This is a genomic window from Streptomyces sp. (genome assembly GCF_035563135.1).
GTDB lineage: Bacteria > Actinomycetota > Actinomycetes > Streptomycetales > Streptomycetaceae > Streptomyces.
The window spans coordinates 1-13,818 of the sequence record NZ_DATMVN010000420.1 but is presented as its reverse complement, the minus strand read 5'-3'; the positions used below and the strand labels follow the sequence as shown (position 1 = coordinate 13,818).

The following is a 13,818-nucleotide window of genomic DNA, read 5'->3' as shown; positions in this document are numbered from 1 at the left end:
GGCGTAGCGCTGTCCGGGACCGACCGCGGGTAGGAAGCAGTGCCAGATGAATCCGTCGACCTCGGTCAGCTCGATCCGGGTCTCGGTGTCGGCGTCGTCGAACAGGCATAGTTCGACACGGTCGGCCGCCTCGGAGAACAGCGAGAAGTTGGTGCCGGTGCCGTCATAGGTGGCACCCAGCGGATACGGCTGCCCCGGCCAGATCTCCACGACCCCATCCTGGGGGACGACCGGTTCGACTCGGCCGCGCACACCCCCGTGCCGGTCGGCGTCGAAGGATTCCGGTGCAGACGCAGCGGCGGACTCCCGCCCGCGGGGGACGGGAGCCCGCCGCCCATCCTCATCGGCGCGAGGTCGGCTCAGGCCGTGACCGGAACCGGCTACTCGGCGGCTGGCGCTGCCGCGGTCGACTCGCTGCCCGTGTTCGTATCGGGCTGCGACTGGTCGCCCGGCGTGGAGGTCGGCAGTGCCGGCGCGCCCCGGCCACCCAACGCCATGCTGGTCGTCACAGGCGTCGCAGGGGCTGAGGTCATGGCGTTGCACCCTCGTGGTCAGTGAACGGCGGGGATGCCCGGCGTCCCGGGACGGCGCCGTCGTGGGCGCCGAGCCGGGATGGAGACCGGGTGACCGGGTGGACGACCACCCGGGGGCGGCTGGGGATGCGGCAGGCCGCATCCCGGTCAGCTGCTGATCTGGATCCGACGGGGCTTGGCCTGCTCGGGCTTGGGCACGCGCACGGTGAGTACGCCCTCGTCGAGGTGAGCGCTGACCTTGTCCGCGTCGACGTCGGCGGGCAGGGTGACCGTGTACTGGAACTGCCCCACCCTGCGGGTGCGTCGGCGCAGGATTCCGGTGCGTTCCTTCTCCTTGATCTCACCGGAGACGGTCAGCTGCCGGTCGCTGAGTTGGATGTCGATGTCGTCGCGCTTGACGCCGGGCAGGTCGATCTCGACGACGTAGGCGTCGTCGGTCTCCTCCACGTCAGCCTGGGGCGCCCAGCCGTGCAGGTCGCCGCCCACGTTGGCCTCCCACAGGGAGTTGACGCGCTGGGTGAGCTCGTCCAGCTCGCGGAAGGGGTCCCAGCCGGCGACTGCGCGCGGCCGCGAACGGACAGGCAGTGTCATGAGTGAGCCTCCTTTCGAACCGGAAGGTGTGGACTGCGACTAGGGAGTAGTCGCGTCGACACCTAGGTAAACCTGCAGTAGCCGCTATAGATTCCGCCAGTGCTGGATCTGAGCCGGAACCAGCAGCTGGAAGCCGGATCCGGTGTCAGGGCGCGCGCCCTCCACCTGCCACGGAGCACGCCACCGCAGGCCCTTGCCCGCGTCCTGTTCCCGCTGCTCGCGCCGGTTGATCCCGGAGCCACGGTCGACGACTTCTTCCTGCCGGCCGGTCACTCGTGCTCCTCCCTCCGAACTCGCCCACCACTGGACGGCTGCCGCCAGCCCCGAGCTGCGGTCGCCAGCCACGATCAGCGGCTCACCGGCTCAGACGGACAGGCAACCTCACGCGGGATGGCCATTCCCGCGTGACGCCCCCGACACTGCCGGTGGACCTGGGTACGGCCGACCGCAGAGGGATCTCACGTACCCACGGTGCGCGTTGGTCGTCGATCGGCCATGACCCCACCCTTGATCAGCCGCTCGGCTATATGGCGTCCGACGGCGACCCCACTCATCTGTCCAGCGACGGCGCCGGTCGACTGAAGAGCAGGACCGGGATGGAGAACCCCTCGCTCGCGCCCGAGTTGAGGGTGCGCCGTTCGAGCCGCTAACCGTGCGACCGCAAACCCGCCTCAGAAAGGGCCCCCCGCGGAGGGCATGGGCCCGGCCGGAAAGCCAACCCTCCCCTGCACACTGGGCGGCAAGTCCGAGCGCAGCCGGTCGAGACTGGTACGCAGCCGATCGCTATCGGCCCGGGCATCGGCAAGGTCAGCCTGGGCATCAGCGAGCTGGTCCTGAAGCTGGACGATGGCTCCCGCGGAAGCGAGCGGGTGCCCGTCGTCGATCAGCTCGCGAATGCGCGCGGCCAAGGTCAATTGCTCTCGCGAGTAGCGGCGATGGCCGCCGGGAGAGCGCTGCGGATGCAGCACACCGGAACTGTCGAGGCTACGGAGAAAGGCCGGCTGCACGCTCAGCAGCTCGGCGGCCTGACTCATTGTCAACGACGGGTACTGCGGATCGTCGAGCCGACGCAGCGGATCCTCCCCCATGGGTCTGCTCACCTCCTTTCCGAGAGCGCAGGGGCCGAGCCCCAGCGGGCCCGGCCCTGCGGCTGCCGTCGATCAGGCCTCGACAGCCCTGTTGGTCGACTCGGTCGACTTCCCCTCGATGGTCCGGTGCTCCGGCTTCGCCGGGGCATCGGCGCGAGTGACGGTGATCTTGCGAGCCCGAGCCTTCTCCGCGACCGGAATGCTCACCGTGAGCACGCCGTCGTGGTACCTGGCCTCCAGCCGGTCGGTGTCCAGGCTCTTGCCCAGCACCAACTGCCGGGAGTAGCGGCCATACGGCCTCTCGGCGATCGCCCATTCCGCGTTCGCCAGCTGCGGTACCGAGCGCTCCGCGGTGATGGTGAGCTGGGCGCCCTCCACGGAGACGTCGATCGAGCCCGGGTCGACGCCAGGCAGGTCGAAGTGCGCCACGAAGTTGTCGCTGACCTTGTAGGCGTCCATCGGCATGCCCGCGAGGGGGTGGGCGGTCGCGCCCGTCCTGCCGGTGAGCTGGTCCAGCGCCCGGAAGGAAGCGGACGGGGCGGCGAGCGGGTCATAGGCAGTCAGCATCGCCATCGCAGTGCAACCTCCAATCGGGTCATCGCAACTGCCACGGAGCAGATTCTTCAGTGGTGACTACAGATTACCGAGCCAGCAGGAAACGTAAACACGTGGCGTGGCAGCGCGTCCTCACGAGCCACGTCCGCGCCAACTGCCCGTACTACCGCGTCCCCCACTGCCGGTGCGCGGCGCCCAGAGCTACCGCGGCTACCGAGTTGAGGACCTCCGCGCGGACGCCGTCCATGCAGCGCTGTGAAGCCACCGACGGCACGCGAATGACGACGCTCGTCCGCGTGCTGGCTCCTGCTGGTGCTGGCGGAATTGAGGGCTCTTGAGAAAGGGCTCCAGATCTTCGTCCGGCCTGGTGCTGCCGAATCCCGCCCGTGCAGCCCCGGGCCAGTCTCGGCGCCTGCCCGCAGCTACTACCGAGGTCTCCGCGCCCCCGGTCCTGGTCTGCACCGGCGCTGGGCGCGGGTGCCTCATTTCCCGTCAGCGGACCAACACGTGCCTTCATCTGCGCGAGCCGGTTCGTCTCACGTCGCCACAGCCCCGGAAACGGCGGTGCGGGAGGCGCGAGGACCCATTGCTGGACCCTCGCACCCCCCGCGTCACCGTGACCTATCCCTGAGAACCGAGTGACCTTCAGGTGAGAATCTGCGACCTATTCGCGAGAATCCCATGACCTATTGGTGAGACTCGACATCAGCTGACAACTGTCATCCCAACGTCATTCCCGATCTCACCTCGCCTGTGAAAGCCCATTGCGCTGGGTCCTCCAAGGAGTCACGACTGAACCCCCGTCTGGGCTGGTATTAATGGCTGCCCTCCGCTGACCACGACGCCATCGGGGCCAGCCCGCCGGTACCGACCGGCGACTGGCAGCAACACTGAGGTTCCCATTGACCGGTGCCCCAGTTATCCGGGCCGGGCATGGGCCTTAGCCGCTCACGAGCAGCCCAACCGGTCGTCAGGGTTAGCCAGACGCCGCACCTCGTCGTGGTACACCACGAACTTCGGGTTCTTCTCCTCGTCGCCGCGGTATAGGCCGACCTTCAAGTATGAGGTACCGGGCTCCAAGGTCTTGGATTCCTGCAACGGCCCGCGCAGCGGGAAGATTGTCATGAGACCAGTGCGCTCGACAGGGCTTCCACTGAAGTCGGGCCTCGTTGTGCTGTGCCAGACCTTGATCCAGCCGCTGCCCAGGTTCCATAGTATTTCGGCCCGGAAGTAGTGCCAAATATCCCGCTCCAGAGGGGCGATCTCCGACTTCGGCTCCAGGACTAGGGATGTGCCAATGTCACCTTCAGGGTCGATGTAGCGCAGGTCCAACAGGATCTTCTCCTCCTCGACAATGAACGCCACCGGCGGGGAGGTCCCGGTAACGTCCTCCGCGGGGTCCTGCTGGTGCCACTGGGTAAACACCTGAAACTGAACATTGGTGTTGTCGGGATAGTCACGCGGGAAGTACGTCGCCCACTCATAGCGCACTGGACGATCCGAGACGTGCTCAGTGGGACCAACACCCTCGGCTCGCCAGCCGGAACTGACGTTGTCGCCTTCATCCACGACCTGGGCGCGCCAGACGCGTTCATGCCCGCCCACTGGCGCGCCGTCTTCCTCGGACACGCTGGCGAAGTGGGTCTTGTCCTCGCCGACGTGGACGTTGCACCAGTCCTCCAGCCTCTCCCCCGGCGCTTGCCACGTCACCGTCCACTCCGCGGCAACCTCCTCGACCTGCTGGCCACTTGCCGCTCCGGATTGCTGGCTGCTCATTGGGCTCCCCCTGAGTCCCTAGCCACGGCACCACCGAGACAAGGTGGCGCTCGATCGTCCCGCGTCAGCGGCTAGCCGAACAGAGACTCAGGTCTCCGGTCCAATGCCGCGACGGGGCTCCAAGGCACCTCGGCGGCCCACAATCGAGGTGGTCGACTTGGACTGGCAGCACCTGTTGACGACAGGCCCTGTGAGGAGCGGCGGCGCCTGCTGCCAGGCTTTGCCGACCACGGGATGGCGTGCAGACGACGACTCCGCGAATCAAGCGACGAAATCGATGACCAGGCCGGACCTAGCGGCGGACTCCTGGTCAGCGGCAGGTCGGCGAGGCGCGCCGAGCCCAACCAGGACCTGCGGTCACTGGATGGGCGGCGCTGCTACGTTCCCGTCCTTCGCTGTCTGGTCGGGGTGGGGGGACGTCATGGGCGCAGGTTTCGGTGGTACATGGAGCGACATGGAGCCCGGGCCGGGAGGATTCCATCGGGACCACTTCGCCAGCGACCACGATTACGGCAACCGGGTCACACTGCACGAGCAGATGCAGCACGAAGACTGGGAACGGGGATTGTCGTCGCGCCCGATGTCCGAATCGAAGGCACCTGTGCCGCCGTGGACGGGCCTGCCCGTGGCGATGCGTCTCTCACGGAGTTGGAGCGCTGGCTGACCATCCAGGAGGACGCCCAGACCGCCCAGAAGGTGCTCGACGAGTTGCCGGAACTGTGGACGTACAAGGCGTATCAGGAATCCACCGTGGAGGAAGAGGAGCGGCTGGCGCGGTTGGTGCGCCGGATCGCCCGCCTGCTGCCTGCGGTCGACCCCACGCTGGCCGCCTGGGAGGCGGAGTGGGTATCGGCGGCAGAGTCCTCGCGGGTGAGCGCGGCGGAAGCAAACGCGCGAGTGCTTGCGGCGAAGGCGGCACGAGACGCCGTCTCGGCGGTGGGGCACGTCGGGGCCGCACCGGCTCCCATCCCCGCTCCGTCGCCACGCCGGTCGCTGAGGGCGCGGATGCGGGCAACCTTCGGCCGCGGCGATGACCGATACGTTCCGCCGCCACCCGGGTGGTGGGAACTCGACCGCGCGCTCAACCAGGAACGCACCACCCGGAAGTCCACGGATGACAGCGCGAAGCATTTCGCGGTGATGGCCGACCGGATGACCCGCTTCATGAAGGTGTACCGGGCAATCAAGTGAGCGGGCACTGCGCGTCCGCCCCAGTGGGAGAGGGCATGGGTTGGGCTGACTCAGACGAGATGCCATGTCGGCCGTGGGGACGGATCCTCCGAGACCGCGGTTGAGTCGCGTGGACGCTCGGTCTGGCGTTGCGGTGCATCGCCGGTGGGCACGATTTTAATAGCCCGGAATCATCGAGTCAGGACGACCTGTTCCGGGGCGGAGACTGCGCGGCGGGCACGCTCCTACGCCGCACGAAGTTCCTCGACAGCCGTGGGCAACCACCGGTACTGCCAGCCCATGCCGTTTCGCCCCAGATCGCTTGGTCCCGAAGCCGGTCGAAGCCCGCGTTGATCAGTACGGCGACGCCTGTATCGAACCGGATGTGTCGGTCTTGGGGAACGCGGCGGCCGGGCGGCGCCAGCATGAGGCGCTGACGCGGGACAGGCGCCCTTGTGCTGCTGGGGCCGCTGGCTCAGGTCCTTGGACGAAGTCGTCCAGTTCATCGAAGAACACGATTATCGCGCCCGCGCCAGCGCCCTACAGTCCCTCTTGACGCCCTACACGCACGCGTCCTCCATCGACGAACAGCGGGAGTGGTGGCCGAAGATCGACGAGACCCGACTGGCCGATGTGCCGCCCGAAGTTGCGGCACAGGCGCTAGACCTGCTGCCGCTCTACGAGACCACGGTCCGACTCAACTTCGGACAGCCGCCCATGGATTGGATGGTCGAACAGGCCGCTGACCTCGGCGGTCACCTCAGCGGCACACTCAGGTACGCCTTCATCCGCTTCAGTGGCATCACAGTGCCCGCACGCGCGACGCCCATCCTCGCCGCCCGAGTCGCAACTTGGCCCGCCATCGACGACCTGTCGCCGGGACTCGCCTGCGCCCAAGGCAGTGCGTGGACGCCCTGGTCGAAAGAGACACCTCATTGGACGGGCCCTGGCAGTGATCTTGTGGACATGCGTCTGCCACTGGGGATCACGGAAGTCAGCATGGTTTGGCACTAAGCGCGTCAGGCAGTATTGGACGCGAATAACCCGCGCGAAACGAGAGGGACGCACATCCGTCGAGATCGCGAGCAGCACGTGAAGGCGGACGCCCGCGGCAAGTCGCCCAGAGCCGCTGGTCGTGGAAAGCGACTGACTGCTCGCCGTTACGTCGCAAGCAAGCACTGAGGGGCGAGACTCGTACGAGTCTCGCCCCTCAGTGCTTGCTTGCGACGTAACGGCGAGCAGTCAGTCGCTTTCCACGACCAGCGGCTCTGGGCGACTTGCCGCGGGCGTCCGCCTTCACGTGCTGCTCGCGATCTCGACGGATGTGCGTCCCTCTCGTTTCGCGCGGGTTATTCGCGTCCAATACTGCCTGACGCGCTTAGTGCCAAACCATGCTGACTTCCGTGATCCCCAGTGGCAGACGCATGTCCACAAGATCACTGCCAGGGCCCGTCCAATGAGGTGTCTCTTTCGACCAGGGCGTCCACGCACTGCCTTGGGCGCAGGCGAGTCCCGGCGACAGGTCGTCGATGGCGGGCCAAGTTGCGACTCGGGCGGCGAGGATGGGCGTCGCGCGTGCGGGCACTGTGATGCCACTGAAGCGGATGAAGGCGTACCTGAGTGTGCCGCTGAGGTGACCGCCGAGGTCAGCGGCCTGTTCGACCATCCAATCCATGGGCGGCTGTCCGAAGTTGAGTCGGACCGTGGTCTCGTAGAGCGGCAGCAGGTCTAGCGCCTGTGCCGCAACTTCGGGCGGCACATCGGCCAGTCGGGTCTCGTCGATCTTCGGCCACCACTCCCGCTGTTCGTCGATGGAGGACGCGTGCGTGTAGGGCGTCAAGAGGGACTGTAGGGCGCTGGCGCGGGCGCGATAATCGTGTTCTTCGATGAACTGGACGACTTCGTCCAAGGACCTGAGCCAGCGGCCCCAGCAGCACAAGGGCGCCTGTCCCGCGTCAGCGCCTCATGCTGGCGCCGCCCGGCCGCCGCGTTCCCCAAGACCGACACATCCGGTTCGATACAGGCGTCGCCGTACTGATCAACGCGGGCTTCGACCGGCTTCGGGACCAAGCGATCTGGGGCGAAACGGCATGGGCTGGCAGTACCGGTGGTTGCCCACGGCTGTCGAGGAACTTCGTGCGGCGTAGGAGCGTGCCCGCCGCGCAGTCTCCGCCCCGGAACAGGTCGTCCTGACTCGATGATTCCGGGCTATTAAAATCGTGCCCACCGGCGATGCACCGCAACGCCAGACCGAGCGTCCACGCGACTCAACCGCGGTCTCGGAGGATCCGTCCCCACGGCCGACATGGCATCTCGTCTGAGTCAGCCCAACCCATGCCCTCTCCCACTGGGGCGGACGCGCAGTGCCCGCTCACTTGATTGCCCGGTACACCTTCATGAAGCGGGTCATCCGGTCGGCCATCACCGCGAAATGCTTCGCGCTGTCATCCGTGGACTTCCGGGTGGTGCGTTCCTGGTTGAGCGCGCGGTCGAGTTCCCACCACCCGGGTGGCGGCGGAACGTATCGGTCATCGCCGCGGCCGAAGGTTGCCCGCATCCGCGCCCTCAGCGACCGGCGTGGCGACGGAGCGGGGATGGGAGCCGGTGCGGCCCCGACGTGCCCCACCGCCGAGACGGCGTCTCGTGCCGCCTTCGCCGCAAGCACTCGCGCGTTTGCTTCCGCCGCGCTCACCCGCGAGGACTCTGCCGCCGATACCCACTCCGCCTCCCAGGCGGCCAGCGTGGGGTCGACCGCAGGCAGCAGGCGGGCGATCCGGCGCACCAACCGCGCCAGCCGCTCCTCTTCCTCCACGGTGGATTCCTGATACGCCTTGTACGTCCACAGTTCCGGCAACTCGTCGAGCACCTTCTGGGCGGTCTGGGCGTCCTCCTGGATGGTCAGCCAGCGCTCCAACTCCGTGAGAGACGCATCGCCACGGGCAGGCCCGTCCACGGCGGCACAGGTGCCTTCGATTCGGACATCGGGCGCGACGACAATCCCCGTTCCCAGTCTTCGTGCTGCATCTGCTCGTGCAGTGTGACCCGGTTGCCGTAATCGTGGTCGCTGGCGAAGTGGTCCCGATGGAATCCTCCCGGCCCGGGCTCCATGTCGCTCCATGTACCACCGAAACCTGCGCCCATGACGTCCCCCCACCCCGACCAGACAGCGAAGGACGGGAACGTAGCAGCGCCGCCCATCCAGTGACCGCAGGTCCTGGTTGGGCTCGGCGCGCCTCGCCGACCTGCCGCTGACCAGGAGTCCGCCGCTAGGTCCGGCCTGGTCATCGATTTCGTCGCTTGATTCGCGGAGTCGTCGTCTGCACGCCATCCCGTGGTCGGCAAAGCCTGGCAGCAGGCGCCGCCGCTCCTCACAGGGCCTGTCGTCAACAGGTGCTGCCAGTCCAAGTCGACCACCTCGATTGTGGGCCGCCGAGGTGCCTTGGAGCCCCGTCGCGGCATTGGACCGGAGACCTGAGTCTCTGTTCGGCTAGCCGCTGACGCGGGACGATCGAGCGCCACCTTGTCTCGGTGGTGCCGTGGCTAGGGACTCAGGGGGAGCCCAATGAGCAGCCAGCAATCCGGAGCGGCAAGTGGCCAGCAGGTCGAGGAGGTTGCCGCGGAGTGGACGGTGACGTGGCAAGCGCCGGGGGAGAGGCTGGAGGACTGGTGCAACGTCCACGTCGGCGAGGACAAGACCCACTTCGCCAGCGTGTCCGAGGAAGACGGCGCGCCAGTGGGCGGGCATGAACGCGTCTGGCGCGCCCAGGTCGTGGATGAAGGCGACAACGTCAGTTCCGGCTGGCGAGCCGAGGGTGTTGGTCCCACTGAGCACGTCTCGGATCGTCCAGTGCGCTATGAGTGGGCGACGTACTTCCCGCGTGACTATCCCGACAACACCAATGTTCAGTTTCAGGTGTTTACCCAGTGGCACCAGCAGGACCCCGCGGAGGACGTTACCGGGACCTCCCCGCCGGTGGCGTTCATTGTCGAGGAGGAGAAGATCCTGTTGGACCTGCGCTACATCGACCCTGAAGGTGACATTGGCACATCCCTAGTCCTGGAGCCGAAGTCGGAGATCGCCCCTCTGGAGCGGGATATTTGGCACTACTTCCGGGCCGAAATACTATGGAACCTGGGCAGCGGCTGGATCAAGGTCTGGCACAGCACAACGAGGCCCGACTTCAGTGGAAGCCCTGTCGAGCGCACTGGTCTCATGACAATCTTCCCGCTGCGCGGGCCGTTGCAGGAATCCAAGACCTTGGAGCCCGGTACCTCATACTTGAAGGTCGGCCTATACCGCGGCGACGAGGAGAAGAACCCGAAGTTCGTGGTGTACCACGACGAGGTGCGGCGTCTGGCTAACCCTGACGACCGGTTGGGCTGCTCGTGAGCGGCTAAGGCCCATGCCCGGCCCGGATAACTGGGGCACCGGTCAATGGGAACCTCAGTGTTGCTGCCAGTCGCCGGTCGGTACCGGCGGGCTGGCCCCGATGGCGTCGTGGTCAGCGGAGGGCAGCCATTAATACCAGCCCAGACGGGGGTTCAGTCGTGACTCCTTGGAGGACCCAGCGCAATGGGCTTTCACAGGCGAGGTGAGATCGGGAATGACGTTGGGATGACAGTTGTCAGCTGATGTCGAGTCTCACCAATAGGTCATGGGATTCTCGCGAATAGGTCGCAGATTCTCACCTGAAGGTCACTCGGTTCTCAGGGATAGGTCACGGTGACGCGGGGGGTGCGAGGGTCCAGCAATGGGTCCTCGCGCCTCCCGCACCGCCGTTTCCGGGGCTGTGGCGACGTGAGACGAACCGGCTCGCGCAGATGAAGGCACGTGTTGGTCCGCTGACGGGAAATGAGGCACCCGCGCCCAGCGCCGGTGCAGACCAGGACCGGGGGCGCGGAGACCTCGGTAGTAGCTGCGGGCAGGCGCCGAGACTGGCCCGGGGCTGCACGGGCGGGATTCGGCAGCACCAGGCCGGACGAAGATCTGGAGCCCTTTCTCAAGAGCCCTCAATTCCGCCAGCACCAGCAGGAGCCAGCACGCGGACGAGCGTCGTCATTCGCGTGCCGTCGGTGGCTTCACAGCGCTGCATGGACGGCGTCCGCGCGGAGGTCCTCAACTCGGTAGCCGCGGTAGCTCTGGGCGCCGCGCACCGGCAGTGGGGGACGCGGTAGTACGGGCAGTTGGCGCGGACGTGGCTCGTGAGGACGCGCTGCCACGCCACGTGTTTACGTTTCCTGCTGGCTCGGTAATCTGTAGTCACCACTGAAGAATCTGCTCCGTGGCAGTTGCGATGACCCGATTGGAGGTTGCACTGCGATGGCGATGCTGACTGCCTATGACCCGCTCGCCGCCCCGTCCGCTTCCTTCCGGGCGCTGGACCAGCTCACCGGCAGGACGGGCGCGACCGCCCACCCCCTCGCGGGCATGCCGATGGACGCCTACAAGGTCAGCGACAACTTCGTGGCGCACTTCGACCTGCCTGGCGTCGACCCGGGCTCGATCGACGTCTCCGTGGAGGGCGCCCAGCTCACCATCACCGCGGAGCGCTCGGTACCGCAGCTGGCGAACGCGGAATGGGCGATCGCCGAGAGGCCGTATGGCCGCTACTCCCGGCAGTTGGTGCTGGGCAAGAGCCTGGACACCGACCGGCTGGAGGCCAGGTACCACGACGGCGTGCTCACGGTGAGCATTCCGGTCGCGGAGAAGGCTCGGGCTCGCAAGATCACCGTCACTCGCGCCGATGCCCCGGCGAAGCCGGAGCACCGGACCATCGAGGGGAAGTCGACCGAGTCGACCAACAGGGCTGTCGAGGCCTGATCGACGGCAGCCGCAGGGCCGGGCCCGCTGGGGCTCGGCCCCTGCGCTCTCGGAAAGGAGGTGAGCAGACCCATGGGGGAGGATCCGCTGCGTCGGCTCGACGATCCGCAGTACCCGTCGTTGACAATGAGTCAGGCCGCCGAGCTGCTGAGCGTGCAGCCGGCCTTTCTCCGTAGCCTCGACAGTTCCGGTGTGCTGCATCCGCAGCGCTCTCCCGGCGGCCATCGCCGCTACTCGCGAGAGCAATTGACCTTGGCCGCGCGCATTCGCGAGCTGATCGACGACGGGCACCCGCTCGCTTCCGCGGGAGCCATCGTCCAGCTTCAGGACCAGCTCGCTGATGCCCAGGCTGACCTTGCCGATGCCCGGGCCGATAGCGATCGGCTGCGTACCAGTCTCGACCGGCTGCGCTCGGACTTGCCGCCCAGTGTGCAGGGGAGGGTTGGCTTTCCGGCCGGGCCCATGCCCTCCGCGGGGGGCCCTTTCTGAGGCGGGTTTGCGGTCGCACGGTTAGCGGCTCGAACGGCGCACCCTCAACTCGGGCGCGAGCGAGGGGTTCTCCATCCCGGTCCTGCTCTTCAGTCGACCGGCGCCGTCGCTGGACAGATGAGTGGGGTCGCCGTCGGACGCCATATAGCCGAGCGGCTGATCAAGGGTGGGGTCATGGCCGATCGACGACCAACGCGCACCGTGGGTACGTGAGATCCCTCTGCGGTCGGCCGTACCCAGGTCCACCGGCAGTGTCGGGGGCGTCACGCGGGAATGGCCATCCCGCGTGAGGTTGCCTGTCCGTCTGAGCCGGTGAGCCGCTGATCGTGGCTGGCGACCGCAGCTCGGGGCTGGCGGCAGCCGTCCAGTGGTGGGCGAGTTCGGAGGGAGGAGCACGAGTGACCGGCCGGCAGGAAGAAGTCGTCGACCGTGGCTCCGGGATCAACCGGCGCGAGCAGCGGGAACAGGACGCGGGCAAGGGCCTGCGGTGGCGTGCTCCGTGGCAGGTGGAGGGCGCGCGCCCTGACACCGGATCCGGCTTCCAGCTGCTGGTTCCGGCTCAGATCCAGCACTGGCGGAATCTATAGCGGCTACTGCAGGTTTACCTAGGTGTCGACGCGACTACTCCCTAGTCGCAGTCCACACCTTCCGGTTCGAAAGGAGGCTCACTCATGACACTGCCTGTCCGTTCGCGGCCGCGCGCAGTCGCCGGCTGGGACCCCTTCCGCGAGCTGGACGAGCTCACCCAGCGCGTCAACTCCCTGTGGGAGGCCAACGTGGGCGGCGACCTGCACGGCTGGGCGCCCCAGGCTGACGTGGAGGAGACCGACGACGCCTACGTCGTCGAGATCGACCTGCCCGGCGTCAAGCGCGACGACATCGACATCCAACTCAGCGACCGGCAGCTGACCGTCTCCGGTGAGATCAAGGAGAAGGAACGCACCGGAATCCTGCGCCGACGCACCCGCAGGGTGGGGCAGTTCCAGTACACGGTCACCCTGCCCGCCGACGTCGACGCGGACAAGGTCAGCGCTCACCTCGACGAGGGCGTACTCACCGTGCGCGTGCCCAAGCCCGAGCAGGCCAAGCCCCGTCGGATCCAGATCAGCAGCTGACCGGGATGCGGCCTGCCGCATCCCCAGCCGCCCCCGGGTGGTCGTCCACCCGGTCACCCGGTCTCCATCCCGGCTCGGCGCCCACGACGGCGCCGTCCCGGGACGCCGGGCATCCCCGCCGTTCACTGACCACGAGGGTGCAACGCCATGACCTCAGCCCCTGCGACGCCTGTGACGACCAGCATGGCGTTGGGTGGCCGGGGCGCGCCGGCACTGCCGACCTCCACGCCGGGCGACCAGTCGCAGCCCGATACGAACACGGGCAGCGAGTCGACCGCGGCAGCGCCAGCCGCCGAGTAGCCGGTTCCGGTCACGGCCTGAGCCGACCTCGCGCCGATGAGGATGGGCGGCGGGCTCCCGTCCCCCGCGGGCGGGAGTCCGCCGCTGCGTCTGCACCGGAATCCTTCGACGCCGACCGGCACGGGGGTGTGCGCGGCCGAGTCGAACCGGTCGTCCCCCAGGATGGGGTCGTGGAGATCTGGCCGGGGCAGCCGTATCCGCTGGGTGCCACCTATGACGGCACCGGCACCAACTTCTCGCTGTTCTCCGAGGCGGCCGACCGTGTCGAACTATGCCTGTTCGACGACGCCGACACCGAGACCCGGATCGAGCTGACCGAGGTCGACGGATTCATCTGGCACTGCTTCCTACCCGCGGTCGGTCCCGGACAGCGCTACGCC

General features: G+C 67.4%; 18 protein-coding genes. 9 read left to right on the top strand and 9 right to left on the bottom strand.

Annotated features, from left to right (window positions below; all coding sequences use genetic code 11):
* From VN520_RS18375 to VN520_RS18365, 3 genes are all read right to left on the bottom strand, one after another.
* Window positions 1-210: hypothetical protein (locus VN520_RS18375; RefSeq protein WP_325747997.1), on the bottom strand; the 210-nt coding region annotated here is incomplete at its 3' end.
* A 470-nt stretch (window positions 211-680) separates the two neighbouring features.
* The gene (locus VN520_RS18370) at window positions 681-1,124 is read right to left on the bottom strand and encodes an Hsp20/alpha crystallin family protein (protein WP_325747998.1); all 444 of its coding nucleotides are present in this window, start codon (window positions 1,122-1,124) and stop codon (window positions 681-683) included.
* A gap of 84 nt (window positions 1,125-1,208) precedes the next feature.
* Window positions 1,209-1,397, bottom strand: a complete 189-nt coding sequence (locus tag VN520_RS18365; RefSeq protein ID WP_325747999.1) for a hypothetical protein — start codon at window positions 1,395-1,397, stop codon at window positions 1,209-1,211.
* A 131-nt stretch (window positions 1,398-1,528) separates the two neighbouring features.
* Between VN520_RS18365 and VN520_RS18360 the strand changes: the two genes are divergently transcribed.
* The gene (locus VN520_RS18360) at window positions 1,529-1,774 is read left to right on the top strand and encodes a hypothetical protein (RefSeq protein WP_325748000.1); all 246 of its coding nucleotides are present in this window, start codon (window positions 1,529-1,531) and stop codon (window positions 1,772-1,774) included.
* Between the two features lie 21 nt (window positions 1,775-1,795).
* Here VN520_RS18360 and VN520_RS18355 read toward each other — a convergent pair whose 3' ends face one another.
* The 3 genes from VN520_RS18355 to VN520_RS18345 form a co-directional block, all read right to left on the bottom strand.
* Window positions 1,796-2,212, bottom strand: coding sequence for a helix-turn-helix domain-containing protein (locus VN520_RS18355; protein WP_325748001.1), 417 nt, complete (start codon window positions 2,210-2,212; stop codon window positions 1,796-1,798).
* Between the two features lie 72 nt (window positions 2,213-2,284).
* Window positions 2,285-2,785, bottom strand: coding sequence for an Hsp20/alpha crystallin family protein (locus VN520_RS18350; protein WP_325748002.1), 501 nt, complete (start codon window positions 2,783-2,785; stop codon window positions 2,285-2,287).
* 930 nt (window positions 2,786-3,715) lie between these two features.
* Window positions 3,716-4,543: a heparin lyase I family protein gene (locus VN520_RS18345; protein WP_325748003.1), complete on the bottom strand. Its 828-nt coding sequence runs from the start codon at window positions 4,541-4,543 to the stop codon at window positions 3,716-3,718.
* A gap of 648 nt (window positions 4,544-5,191) precedes the next feature.
* On the opposite strand from VN520_RS18345, the gene VN520_RS18340 reads away from it, so the two are divergent.
* On the top strand, window positions 5,192-5,734 hold the full coding sequence (locus VN520_RS18340; RefSeq protein WP_325748004.1) for a hypothetical protein: 543 nt from the start codon (window positions 5,192-5,194) through the stop codon (window positions 5,732-5,734).
* Window positions 5,735-6,196: 462 nt separating this feature from the next.
* Window positions 6,197-6,727 carry a hypothetical protein gene (locus VN520_RS18335; protein WP_325748005.1) on the top strand — a complete coding sequence of 177 codons (531 nt, stop codon included), beginning with the start codon at window positions 6,197-6,199 and terminating at the stop codon, window positions 6,725-6,727.
* A 364-nt stretch (window positions 6,728-7,091) separates the two neighbouring features.
* Here VN520_RS18335 and VN520_RS18330 read toward each other — a convergent pair whose 3' ends face one another.
* Both VN520_RS18330 and VN520_RS18325 read right to left on the bottom strand, forming a co-directional pair.
* On the bottom strand, window positions 7,092-7,622 hold the full coding sequence (locus VN520_RS18330; protein ID WP_325748005.1) for a hypothetical protein: 531 nt from the start codon (window positions 7,620-7,622) through the stop codon (window positions 7,092-7,094).
* A gap of 462 nt (window positions 7,623-8,084) precedes the next feature.
* Window positions 8,085-8,627, bottom strand: a complete 543-nt coding sequence (locus tag VN520_RS18325) for a hypothetical protein (protein ID WP_325748004.1) — start codon at window positions 8,625-8,627, stop codon at window positions 8,085-8,087.
* 648 nt (window positions 8,628-9,275) lie between these two features.
* Here VN520_RS18325 and VN520_RS18320 point away from each other — a divergent pair.
* The 3 genes from VN520_RS18320 (at window position 9,276) to VN520_RS18310 (ending at window position 12,023) form a co-directional block, all read left to right on the top strand.
* Complete coding sequence (locus VN520_RS18320; protein WP_325748003.1) at window positions 9,276-10,103, top strand: heparin lyase I family protein; 828 nt, start codon at window positions 9,276-9,278, stop codon at window positions 10,101-10,103.
* 930 nt (window positions 10,104-11,033) lie between these two features.
* Window positions 11,034-11,534, top strand: coding sequence for an Hsp20/alpha crystallin family protein (locus tag VN520_RS18315; RefSeq protein WP_325748002.1), 501 nt, complete (start codon window positions 11,034-11,036; stop codon window positions 11,532-11,534).
* 72 nt (window positions 11,535-11,606) lie between these two features.
* On the top strand, window positions 11,607-12,023 hold the full coding sequence (locus VN520_RS18310) for a helix-turn-helix domain-containing protein (RefSeq protein WP_325748001.1): 417 nt from the start codon (window positions 11,607-11,609) through the stop codon (window positions 12,021-12,023).
* Between the two features lie 21 nt (window positions 12,024-12,044).
* Here the strand turns inward: VN520_RS18310 and VN520_RS18305 are convergent, their stop codons facing one another.
* The gene (locus VN520_RS18305; RefSeq protein WP_325748000.1) at window positions 12,045-12,290 is read right to left on the bottom strand and encodes a hypothetical protein; all 246 of its coding nucleotides are present in this window, start codon (window positions 12,288-12,290) and stop codon (window positions 12,045-12,047) included.
* 131 nt (window positions 12,291-12,421) lie between these two features.
* Between VN520_RS18305 and VN520_RS18300 the strand changes: the two genes are divergently transcribed.
* The 3 genes from VN520_RS18300 to VN520_RS18290 form a co-directional block, all read left to right on the top strand.
* Window positions 12,422-12,610 (top strand): hypothetical protein, encoded by a 189-nt coding sequence (locus tag VN520_RS18300; RefSeq protein WP_325747999.1) that lies wholly within the window; start codon window positions 12,422-12,424, stop codon window positions 12,608-12,610.
* Window positions 12,611-12,694: 84 nt separating this feature from the next.
* The gene (locus VN520_RS18295; protein ID WP_325747998.1) at window positions 12,695-13,138 is read left to right on the top strand and encodes an Hsp20/alpha crystallin family protein; all 444 of its coding nucleotides are present in this window, start codon (window positions 12,695-12,697) and stop codon (window positions 13,136-13,138) included.
* A gap of 470 nt (window positions 13,139-13,608) precedes the next feature.
* On the top strand, window positions 13,609-13,818 hold a 210-nt coding region (locus VN520_RS18290; RefSeq protein WP_325747997.1), incomplete at its 3' end, for a hypothetical protein.